This is a genomic window from Streptomyces sp. NBC_00846 (assembly GCF_045207325.1).
GTDB lineage: Bacteria > Actinomycetota > Actinomycetes > Streptomycetales > Streptomycetaceae > Streptomyces.
This window is the reverse complement of record NZ_CP108847.1, coordinates 189,703-202,484: the sequence shown is the minus strand read 5'-3', so window position 1 is coordinate 202,484 and position 12,782 is coordinate 189,703. Positions and strand designations below refer to the sequence as shown.

Sequence of the window (12,782 nt, the reverse complement as noted above, 5' to 3'; positions counted from 1 at the left end):
CCGTCGGCGAAGCGGACCGTGCCGCGGACCTGGTGCAGCCAGTACGCGGGCTGCTGCATGGCACCCGGCTCGGCAACGGCTCCGGTGAGGTTCGAGACCACCGGGATGTGTGCGGGGTGGAACGTCAGGCCGTTCAGGACGTTCGCGAACTCGTCCAGCATCGGTTCCATCAGGGCCGAGTGGAAGGCGTGCGACACCGACAGGACGTTGAACCGCAGGCCACGGTCCGCGCACTCGGCGGCGTAGCGCTCCACAGCGTCCAGGTCACCCGAGAGCACAACGGAGTTGGGGCCGTTCACCGCCGCGACGTCCAGACCGGAGTCGGCGACCTCGGCCTCCGTCGCCTGAACAGCGAGCATCCCGCCACCCGCGGGCAGCGCCTGCATCAGCCGGCCCCGCTCCGCCACCAGCACACACGCGTCGTCCAGGTCGAGGATCCCCGCGACATGCGCCGCACTGATCTCACCCAGCGAGTGCCCCAGCAGCACATCCGGGGTCACGCCCCAGGACTCCACCAGCCGGAACAGGCCGACTTCGAGCGCGAACAGCCCCGCCTGAGCCCACATCGTGCGGTCGAGGTCGGCGCCGTCGGTCAGAACCTCCCGCAGCGGGCGCTCCAGCCGGACATCAAGTCGGGCGCAGACGGCGTCGAACGCTTCGGCGAAGACGGGGAACGCCTCGTAGAGCCCCAGGCCCATGCCCGCGCGCTGGGAGCCCTGGCCGGTGAACAGGAACGCGGTCTTGCCTTCGCCCGTGGTGCCTGTGGCGAGCACCTCCCCATCGGCGGCCAGGACGGTGCGGTGTTCCAACGCTGCCCGGCTGGTCGCGAGCGACCAGGCCACGTCGACCGGGTCCAGTTCGGGCTGGTCGGCAACGAAGGTCCGAAGGCTGTCGATCTGTGCGCGCAGGGCGGTGTCGGACTTGGCCGAGACGAGCCACGGCACCAGGCTGGGCGTCTGCTGCTTCGTCACATCCGAGACCGGCTCGGGCGCGGGTGCCTGTTCGAGGATGATGTGGGCGTTGGTGCCGCTGATACCGAATGAGGACACACCTGCCCGCCGAGGCCGGTCGTCGTTCTCGGGCCAGGGGCGTGCCTGGGTGAGGAGTTCGACCCCGCCGGCGGTCCAGTCGACCTGGGTCGACGGTTCGTCGATGTGGAGGGTGGCGGGCATCAGGCCGTGGCGCAGGGCCATGACCATCTTGATGACGCCGGCGACGCCTGCGGCGGCCTGGGTGTGGGCGATGTTGGACTTGACCGAGCCGATCCACAAAGGCTCGTGACCGGCGCGGTCTTGGCCGTAGGTCGCCAGCAGCGCCTGGGCCTCGATCGGGTCGCCGAGGCGCGTGCCGGTGCCGTGGGCCTCGACCACGTCGATGTCCGCACCGGTCAGGTCGGCGTTGGCCAGCGCCTGGCTGATGACCCGCTGCTGCGAGGGCCCGTTCGGCGCCGACAGGCCGTTGCTGGCGCCGTCCTGGTTGATGGCGCTGCCCCGCACGACAGCGAGCACGCGGTGTCCGCGACGTTCTGCGTCGGAGAGGCGTTCGACGAGGAGCAGGCCGACGCCTTCGCCCCAGCCCATGCCGTCGGAGGAATCGGCGAACGACTTGCACCGGCCGTCGGAGGCCAGCCCGCCCTGGCGGTCGAACTCGGCGAACACGCCGGGGTTGGCCATGACGGTCACGCCGCCGGCGAGCGCCATGTCGCATTCACCGGTCCGCAGCGCCTGCGCCGCCAGGTGCAGGGCGACGAGGGAGGAGGAGCAGGCGGTGTCGACGGTGACGGCGGGGCCTTCGAGGCCGAAGGCGTAGGAGACGCGTCCGGACATGACGCTGGTGGCGTTGCCGGTGAGCAGGTGTCCTTCGGCGCCTTGGGGGATCTGGGTTCCGGTGCCGTAGCCGGAGGTGGTGCCACCGACGAACACGCCGGTCGCCGAGCCGCGCAGTCCGGCCGGGTCGAGGGCGGCGGACTCAAACGCTTCCCATGCGGTTTCCAGCAGCAGTCGTTGCTGGGGGTCCATGGCGAGGGCTTCTCGGGGGCTGATGCCGAACAGGTCGGCGTCGAACTCGTCGGCGTGGTCGAGGAACGCGCCCCGGCCGGCGATGCCCGCGGGCCAGCCACGGTCGGTGGGGAACGGCCCCACCGCGTCGCCCGCGTCGGCGACCAGGTCCCACAGGGACTGGGCGGAGGTCACCGAGCCGGGGAAGCGGCAGGCCATGCCGACGATGGCAACCGGCTCGTCGACGCCGCCGGCGGCTGCCACCGCCCGGGCCTGCGACGCTGTGCCGGGGGCGATGTCCGAGAGTTCGGTGAGCAGGAAGTCGGTCAGGACGAGGGGTGTGGGGTGGTCGAAGACGAGGGTGGCCGGCAGCCTGAGTCCGGTGACCGACTGGAGACGGTTGCGGACCTCGACTGCCATCAGGGAGTCGAATCCGAGGTCGCGGAAGGCCCGGCCGGCTTCCACGGACTCCCCGTCCGCGTGCCCGAGGACGGCCGCGGCGTGGGTGCGCACGACGTCCAGCACCACCTGCCGGCGCTGCGCGGCCGCTGTCCCTGCGAGTTGCCGGCGCAGACCGGCTGCTCCGCCGTCCTCCTCGAACGATGACGACGTGTCCGGGGTGGTGGCTTCGGGGAGGTCGGCGAGGAGTTGGCTGGGGCGGATGGCGGTGAACGAGGCTGTGAACGTGGGCCAGTCGATGTCGGCGACGGTCAGTCCCGACTCCCCGGCATCGACGGCTGCCGCGAGGGTGCGCATGGCGAGTTCGGGGTTCATCGGGGCCATGCCGCGTCGGCGCAGGAGCTGCTGGGTCTCACCCTGGACGGCCATACCGGCACCGTCCCAGGGGCCCCAGGCCACGGATGTGGCGGACAGGCCGCGTTCACGGCGCTCGGCCGCCCAGGCGTCGAGGAACGCGTTCGCCGCGGCGTAGGCGCCCTGACCCGCACCACCCCACACTGCGGCGCCGGAAGAGAAGACGACGAACAGGTCGAGCGGAAGATCCGCGGTCAGGGCCTCCAGGTGTGCGACCCCGTCGATCTTCGCGCCGATCACCGCAGCCGTGGTGTCCCGGTCGGCGGCCTCCAGCATCTGCGTGTCTCCGACACCGGCCGCATGCACCACACCGGTGAGCGGAGCATCTGCCGGAACAGCGGCGATGACCTCGGCGAGCGCATCCCGGTCGGCGACATCGCACGCGGCCACGGTGACCCGGGACCCGAGCGCTGCCAGCTCCTCGACCAGGCCGTCCGGGGCGGTCCCTCGGCGGCTGGTCAGCACCAGATGCGGCACACCCCGACCCGCCAGCCACCGCGCAACCTCAGCGCCCAGCGCCCCGGTACCACCCGTGACCAGCACGGTTCCTGAGGGCTGCCATCCCTCGCCCGCCGCATCAGTCGCCGCTGCCCGGACCAAACGCCGGGCGTAGACACCGGAGCCACGCACGGCGGTCTGGTCCTCACCGTCACCGGTGGTCAGGACGGCCGCGAGGCGGGCGCCCGCACGAGTGTCCAGGGTCTCGGGCAGGTCGATCATGCCGCCCCAGCGCTGCGGGAACTCCAGCGCCGCGACCCGGCCCAGACCCCACACCGCGGCCTGCACCGGATCCAGCACCCGGTCCGACGCACCGACAGCGACCGCACCCCGCGTGAGCACCCACAACGGCGCGTCCACCCCGGCATCACCCAGCGCCTGCAACAGCACCGTCACCCGGGTGAGTTCATCCGCCACCACATCAGCAGTGCGGTCGGCCGTCCCCGCGCCAGCCGCCAGCACCACACCGCACACATCCGGCACGGCAGCGACCGCCCCGGCCAAGCCCGCACGGTCCACGACCTCATCCACCGACAGGCCCGCCACTACGGCACCCGCGCCCGTCAACGCCCCGGCCACGTCCCTGCCGTCGTCGCCCACCACCAGCCAGGTACCCGACAGCAGTGCGGCAGAGGCCGTTTCGAGAGGCTTCCACACCACCTGGTAGCGCCAGGTGTCGATCACGGACCGCTGCCTCCGCTCCCGGCGCCACGACGCCAGCGCCGGAACCACCGACCCCAGCAACTGCGGGGCCTCCGACAGCTGGAGCGTGCCCGCGAGTTCATCGAGGTCACCACGCTCCACGGCATCCCAGAACCGCGACTCGACCGCGTCCACCACCCCGCCCGCAGCCTGAACCGGCAGCGACGGGACGTCCAGCCAGTACCGCTCATGCTGGAACGCGTAGGTCGGCAAAGCGACATGGCGGCCAGTGAGCACCGCCCGCCAGTTGACGTCGACGCCGGTGGCCCATGCCTCGCCGAGGCTGGTCAGCAGGCGGCGCATGCCGCCCTCGTCGCGTCGCAGGGTGCCGAGTGCCGTGGCGTCGGCCCCGGTCGCGTCGATGGTCTCCTCGATGCCCACCGTGAGTACGGGGTGGGCGCTGACCTCGACGAAGGTGCGCATCCCCTGTCCGAGGAGGGCACGGATCGCGGTCTCGAACTCGACCGTGGAGCGCAGGTTGTCGAACCAGTACCGGGCGTCCAATCCACCGTCGACGGTCTCGCCGGTCAGGGTGGACAGCATCGGAACCGTGCCGGTGGCCGGAGTCAGCCCGGCCAGGTCGGCCAGGATCCGCTCCCGGAGCCGGTCCATCTCCGGCGAGTGCGACGCGTAGTCCACCGGAATGCGGCGCGTGCGGATGCCCTGGCGTTCGCACTCGGCCATGAAGGAGCCGAGGGACTCTGCGTCGCCGGAGACGACAATGGACGACGGACCGTTCACGGCCGCCACCGACACCGTGCCCGGCATCAGGCCCTCGACCGCTTCCCGGCCGGCAGCCACGGACACCATGCCCCCACCACCGGCCACCGCCACCAAAGCCTGCGACCGCAAGGCCACCACCCGCGCCGCATCGTCCAGCGACAACCAGCCCGCCACACACGCCGCAGCGATCTCACCCTGCGAATGACCCACCACCGCGGACGGCACCACACCCGCCGAACGCCACACCTCCGCCAGGGACACCATCACCGCCCACAGCACCGGCTGGACCACATCCACCCGGTCCACATCACCATCCCGCAACAACACATCGGTCAACGACCAGTCCACAAACGGAGCCAGTGCGGTCCCGCACTCCTTCAGCCGCTCCCGGAACACCGGCGAGGCATCCCACAACTCCCGCGCCATGCCCACCCACTGCGAGCCCTGACCCGGGAAAACGAACACCACACCACCGGACACGGCGGTAGCCGACGCGGCCACGGACAGCCCGGCCAGCAACTCCTCCCGGCCCTCCCCCACGACCACCGCACGATGCTCCAACGCAGCCCGCGTCGTCGCCAGCGACCAGCCCACGTCCACCGGGTCCAGCTCCGGCCGCTCCGCGACGAACGAGGTCAGCCGCTCCACCTGCGCCCGCAACGCGGCCTCGGACTTCGCCGACACCACCCACGCCGACACACCCGGAACCGAAACAGGAGAGACCGCAGCAGCTTCCCGAACCGAGGCCCCGACCGGGGCCTGCTCCAGGATCACGTGGGCGTTGGTACCGCTGATCCCGAAGGACGACACCGCCGCACGCCGCGGACGCTCCACCTCGGGCCAGTCCCGGGACTCCGTCAGCAGCTCCACCGCACCCGCCGACCAGTCCACCTCCGCCGACGGCTCGTCCACATGCAACGTCGCCGGCAGCACCCCGTGCCGCAGCGCCATCACCATCTTGATCACACCCGCGACACCCGCAGCGGACTGCGTGTGACCGATGTTCGACTTCACCGACCCCAGCCACAACGGCTCGCCGCCCTCACCGCGTTCGCGGCCGTAGGTCGCCAGCAGGGCACCTGCCTCGATCGGGTCACCGAGACGCGTACCGGTGCCGTGTGCCTCGACCACGTCCACGTCCGCGCCGGTGAGCCGGGCGTTGGCGAGCGCCTGACGGATGACCCGCTGCTGCGAGGGCCCGTTCGGCGCCGTCAGACCGTTCGACGCACCGTCCTGATTGATCGCACTGCCCCGCACCACCGCCAGCACCTGGTGCCCGTTGCGCTCCGCGTCCGACAACCGCTCCACGAGCAGCAGACCCACGCCCTCGGACCAGCCGGTGCCGTCGGCCGCCGAGGAGAACGCCTTGCACCGGCCGTCGCCGGCCAGCCCGTCCTGCCGGTCGAACTCTGCGATCATGCCCGGCGTGACCATCACCGTGACACCACCGGCCAGTGCCATGTCACACTCGCCGGCGCGCAGCGCCTGCGTGGCCAGGTGCAGAGCCACCAGCGACGACGAGCACGCGGTGTCCACCGTCACCGCCGGGCCCTCCAGCCCGAAGGAGTAGGCGATACGGCCGGAGATCACGCTGGTCGTGCTTCCGGTCAGCTGGTGTCCGTCGGCGCCCTCGGGCAGCCGTGCGTTCATGCCGTACCCCGAGGAGGCCGCGCCGGCGAACACGCCGATGCTCCGGCCGCGCAGCGAACGGGGATCCATTCCCGCGGTCTCGAAGGTCTCCCACGCCGACTCGAGCGCCAGCCGCTGCTGGGGGTCCATGGCGACGGCCTCACGCGGCGAGATGCCGAACAGCTCGGCGTCGAAGCCGTCCGCGTCATGGACGAAGCCGCCCACCCCGGCGGATCGGCCCGCGAGATCGGCAGGCCAGCCGCGATCCGTCGGGAACGGCGACATGCCGTCTGCTCCGTCGGCGACCAGGTCCCACAAGTGCTCGGGCGACATGACCCCGCCGGGGAACCGGCAGGCCATGCCCACGATCGCGATCGGCTCGTCGGTTCCGGTCAGGGTGAGCCGGGGCTCCGGTTCTGCGGCGGTGTCCAACTCGCCGAAGAACTGCGCCAGCAGATGGTCACTGAGAACAGCCGGGGTGGGGTAGTCGAACGCGAGCGTCGCGGACAGCCGCAGGCCGGTGGCGGCAGTCAGCCGATTACGCAGTTCCACCGCGGTGAGCGAGTCGAAGCCCAGCTCCTTGAACGCCTGACGCTCACCGACCGCGTCCGTCGAACCGTGGCCCAGGACCGTCGCGGCGCTGCCGCGCACCAGCTCCAGCAGCAGCTGGTGCCGCTGGGCCTCGGGGACGGACCGCAGCCGCTGCACCAGCGCCAGACCGGCCACGGACTCCTGCGCGACCGCACGCCGCACCCGCCCGGTGACCAGCCCACGCAGCAGCGCGGGCACCTCACCCGCCGCACGCACCGCAGCAAGGTCAAGGCTGACCGGCACCAGGTGTGCCGCAGAGCGTTGCAGTGCGGTGTCGAAGAGAGCGAGCGCCTGCTCGGTGGCCAGCCCGCGCGCGAGCTGGTCCTCAAGATGACCGGTCATCGCACTGGCCTGCTGCCACATGTCCCAGCCCAGCGAGAGACCAGGCAGCCCCTCCGCACGCCGACGGACAGCGAGGGCGTCGAGATACGCGTTGGCGGCCGCGTAGTTGGCCTGGCCGGGGGTGCCGAAGGTCGCCGACGCGGAAGAGTAGAGGACGAACATCGCCAGGTCGGAGCCGCGGGTCAGCTCGTCGAGGTTGGTGGCGGCGGTGGCCTTGGCGCGCAGGACGGTGTCCAGGCGCTCCTGGGTCAGCCCGGTGAAGACACCGTCGTCGAGGACACCCGCCGCGTGAACGACACCCGTCAGCGGCGCCTCGGCGGGGATGCCGTCGAGGACCGCCGCGAGGCCGTCGCGGTCGGCCGCGTCACACGCCACGATGCCTGCCTGCGCGCCGAGCTCGGCCAGTCCCGCGACGAGAGCGGCTGCGCCAGGAGCGTCGGGACCCTGGCGGGACAGCAGGAGCAGGTTCCGCGCGCCGTGCTCGGTGACCAGGTGGCGGGCCAGGAGGCCGCCGAGCGTTCCCGTGCCACCGGTGATCAGCACCGTGCCGTCGGAGTTCGGGCGAACAGGGAGGGAGAGGACGTTCTTGCCGATGTGCTTGGCCTGGGCCATGTGCCGCCAGGCGGTGACCGCTTCACGCACGTCCCACACGGTCAACGGCAGCGGTGCGAGCACACCCGCCTCGAACAGCGCGACGACCTCGGTCAGGATGCGGCCCATACCCTCCGGACCCGCCTCCGACAGATCGAAGGCGAAGTACGGGACGTCGAGGCCGGCCCGGACGTCGGCCTTGCCCATCTCAAGGAACCGGCCATCGGGGGCCAGCAGCCTCAGTGACGCGTCGACGTACTCGCCCGCAAGCGAGTTCAGCACGACGTCGACACCCCTGCCGCCGGTCGCGGTCCGGATCCGGTCTTCGAAGTCGAGATCGCGGGAAGACGCGATCCGCGAGGGATCCACGCCGGCGGCAACGACCGTGGGCCACTTGGCGGGGCTGGCGGTGGCATACACCTCCAGGCCCCAGTGACGGGCCAGTTGGACGGCGGCCATGCCGACACCACCGGCGGCCGCGTGGATCAGCACGGATTCACCGGCCTTGACCTGAGCCAGGTCCCGCAGCCCGTACCAGGCCGTCGCGAACACCACCGGCACCGCCGCCGCCTGCGCCCACGACCAACCCTCGGGCACCCGGACCACCTGCTTCCGGTCCGTCACCGCCTCAGCACCGAACGAACCGGTGAAGAAGCCGAATACCCGGTCCCCGACGTGAAGGTCCGCAACCTCCGGGCCCACCTCGACGACCACACCGGCCGCTTCCGCACCCATCTCGCCGGGCTCCGGATACATGCCGAGGCCCAGGAGCACGTCCCGGAAGTTCACACCCGCCGCACGGATCTCGACCCGCACCTGGCCGGACTCCAGAGGCAGCGAGCCGGCTGCCTCAAGGTGGAGGGACTCCAGCGTGCCGTCCGTCCCAGGCAGAAGGCGCCAGGTGTCGTCGGGCAGCACCAACCCGCTGCCTCCGGCGCGCATCAGGCGAGGCGCCAGCAGCACACCGTCACGGAGGGCGACCTGCGGCTCGTCGACACCGGCCAAGAGGGCCAGGTCGAGCTGTTCCTCAGATGCCGGGTCGGTGTCGACGAGCACGATCCGGTCCGGGTGCTCCGACTGCGCCGAGCGCACCAGACCCCACACCGCCGCACCCACCGGGTCCACGACGTCCGCAGTGCCCACGGGCATCGCGCCCCGGGTCACGACCGCCAGACGAGAGCCGAACGTGCTCTCGTCCGACAGCCACTCCTGCACACCACGCAGCACCTCGCCGAGGACCTGCTCCACCGGACCGTCACCGGCCGGCAGCACCGTCCACGCCGCAGCCTCCGCCGAGTCCTCTTCGGTGACAGCGGTGATCCCAGGTGATACCGGAACCGGCACCCATTCCACGGCGAACAGCGCGTCGTCCGCCACGCCCCCGGACGCCGACAACTGCCCGGCCGACACCGCACGCGACATCAACGAACGCACGAGAGCGACCGGCGCACCCGTGCCGTCCGCCGCCTGAACCGTGATGCTCTCGCCCTCGGGACGGATCGCCACCCGCAGCACGGTCGCCCCGACCGCGAACAACTCCACACCCGACCACGCGAACGGCAACCGCGGCCCCGACTCCCCCGGCTCTCCGGACTTGCCGGAGCCCTGGGACAGGAGATTCGCCGGATGCAACGCGGCATCCAGCAGCGCCGGATGAATACCGAACGCGTCGACCTGCCCCACACCCGGCTCCGGCAACACCAGATCCGCATACACACCGGACGCGTCACGCCAGGCCGCCCGCACCCCCTGGAACACCGAACCGTAACCGAAGCCCACCCCGGCCAACGACTCGTAGAACCCGTCGACCTCCACCGCAACCGCACCCTGCGGAGGCCACACACTCAAACCGAACTCAGGCACCCGCGTCTGCGACACAGCGAGGAAGCCCGACGCATGCAACGTCCACTCCTCCGCGCCCTCGACACACCCATGGACATGCACCGGCCGGTCACCCGAGGCATCCGGCCCCTCGACCCGCACCTGAACCTGCACACCACCGGACTCCGGCAGCACCAACGGCGCCCGCAGCACCAGCTCCCGCAGCAGACCGCAGCCAACCTCCTGCCCCGCCCGCAGCACCATCTCCACCAACGCCGCACCCGGGACCACGACCTGGTCCAGCACGACGTGGTCGCCGAGCCAGGGCTGTGCTCCGAGAGCGAGGCGGCCGGTCAGCACGACCGCATCCCCGTCGGCAAGGGCAACTGTGGCACCCAGCAGCGCGTGGCCCGCACTCACCAGACCGACAGCGGCCAGATCCCCGGCGTTCGTGTTCGGTCGCGGCCAGTACCGCTCGCCCTGGAAGGCATACGTCGGCAGGTCGACCGTCCGGCCGCCCCAGGCGGCGAACACCTTCGTCCAGTCGACTTCGGCACCGGTCGCCCACAGACGACCGGCCGCGGTCAGCGCACTGCCGGCCTCGTCCCGGTCCTTGCGCAGGACAGGGACGAACTCCGCTTCGGCGGCCGTCTCCTGGGCCATGCCCGACAGCACACCGTCCGGACCCAGCTCCAAGTAGCGGGTCACGCCCATCGCGTCGAGCGCCGCAACACCGTCGGCGAACCGGACCGCCTGCCGGACCTGGCTCAGCCAGTACCCCGGGTCCTGCATGGCACCCGGCTCGGCCACCGCACCCGTCACGTTCGACACGACAGGAATCCGCGCCGGGTGGAAGGTCAGACCGTCCAGCACGGTCGCGAACTCGTCCAGCATCGGCTCCATCAGCGCCGAGTGGAACGCGTGCGACACCGACAGGACCCGGACCCGCAGGCCACGGTCCGCGCATGCGGCGGCATACCGCTCGACAGCCTCGACCGCGCCCGACAGGACGACAGAGTTCGGGCCGTTGACGGCCGCGACGTCGAGACCGGAGTCTGCGACATCCGCCTCCGTCGCCTGGACAGCGAGCATGCCGCCGCCCGCGGGCAGCGCCTGCATCAGCCGGCCCCGCTCCGCCACCAGCACACACGCATCGTCCAGGTCGAGGATCCCCGCGACATGCGCCGCACTGATCTCACCCAGCGAGTGCCCGAGCAACACATCCGGGCTCACGCCCCACGACTCCACCAGCCGGAACAGCGCCACCTCAAGGGCGAACAGCCCCGCCTGCGCCCAGCCGGTCCGGTCCAGGTCCACGCCGTCGGTCAGAACCTCCCGCAGCGGGCGCTCCAGCCGGGCATCCATCCGCGCGCACACCGCGTCGAACGCTTCGGCGAACACCGGGAACGCCTCGTACAGCCCCAGGCCCATGCCCGCACGCTGCGAACCCTGCCCCGTGAACAGGAACGCGGTCCGGCCCTCGGCCGCCACGCCCTCGGCGAGCGTCCCGCCTCCCGCCAGCACCGCACGATGCTCCAGCCCGGCACGGGTCGTCGCCAGCGACCAGCCCACATCCACCGGATCCAGCTCCGGCCGCGACGCCACGAACGACGTCAACCGCTCCACCTGCGCCCGCAACGCAGCGTCGGACTTCGCCGACACCACCCACGGCACCTGACCCGGCGCCTGTCGCGGCGCGGCAGCCGGCTCCCCCTCGACGACGGGCTCCGGAGCCTGCTCCAGGATCACATGCGCATTCGTGCCACTGATCCCGAACGACGACACACCCGCGCGCCGCGGGCGCTCCACCGAGGGCCAGTCCCGGGACTCCGTCAGCAGTTCCACCGCACCGGCCGACCAGTCCACCTGCGGCGACGGCTCGTCCACGTGCAGGGTGGCGGGCAGCACACCGTGCCGCATCGCCATGATCATCTTGATCAGGCCCGCGACACCCGCGGCCGCCTGCGTGTGGCCGATGTTGGACTTCACCGAGCCCAGCCACAGCGGCTCGCCGGCCTCGCCGCGCTCCTGGCCGTAGGTCGCCAGCAGCGCCTGCGCCTCGATCGGATCACCCAGCCGGGTGCCCGTCCCGTGCGCCTCCACGACATCCACGTCCGCACCCGTCAGCCGGGCATTCGCCAGCGCCTGGCGGATCACCCGCTGTTGCGACGGACCGTTCGGCGCCGTCAGACCGTTCGACGCACCGTCCTGGTTGACGGCAGTACCCCGCACCACGGCGAGGATCTTGTGCCCGTTGCGCTCGGCATCCGACAACCGCTCCAGCAGCAGCAGGCCGACGCCCTCGCCCCAGCCGGTGCCGTCGGCCCCCGCCGCGAACGCCTTGCATCGGCCGTCCGACGCCAGGCCGTCCTGCCGGTCGAACTCCACGAAGGCGGCCTGGGTGGACATCACCGTCACACCGCCGGCCAGGGCCAGTCCGCACTCTCCCGATCGCAGCGCACGCGACGCCAGGTGGAGCGCTACCAGCGACGACGAACACGCCGTGTCGACGGTGACGGCCGGGCCCTCCAGCCCGAACGCGTACGCCACGCGGCCGGAGATCACGCTGGCGCTGGCGCCGGTGGAGACGTATCCCTCCGCCTCGTCGGCGTTCAGCAGCGTTGCGTAGTCCTGGCCGTTCGTACCGACGTACACGCCGGTCCGGGTACGCCGCTGCGACCGCGGGTCGATCCCGGCGGACTCGAAGACCTCCCAGGCCGACTCCATGAGCAGTCGCTGCTGCGGGTCCATGGCGAGCGCCTCGCGCGGCGAGATCCCGAACATGGACGCGTCGAACCGGTCGGCGTCGTGGAGGAATCCGCCTTGGCGGACGAAGTCGCCCTCCTCGCTCCAGCCACGGTTGTCAGGGAAGTCGCCGATGCCGTCGACACCGTCGCGGACCAGCCGCCACAGGTCTTCCGGGGACCGGACCCCGCCGGGGAAGCGGCAACTGACACCGACGACCGCGATCGGCTCGTGTTCGCGTTCCTCGACCTGGCGCAGCGAGCGCTGGGCCTGGCGCAGCTCCGTGGTCATCCACTTCAGCTGGTTGAGGAGCTGTGCTTCATCCGCCAT

The 12,782-nt window shown here is 71.6% G+C and carries 1 protein-coding gene (running past one end of the window); it reads right to left on the bottom strand.

Annotated features, from left to right (window positions below; all coding sequences use genetic code 11):
* A protein-coding gene (locus OG936_RS38395) for a type I polyketide synthase (protein ID WP_331755246.1) crosses the window boundary here: on the bottom strand, positions 1–12,782 show its start. 18,646 nt of this gene lie to the left of the window's left edge; the window shows 12,782 of its 31,428 coding nt (coding positions 1–12,782); its start codon is at positions 12,780–12,782; the stop codon falls past the left edge of the window.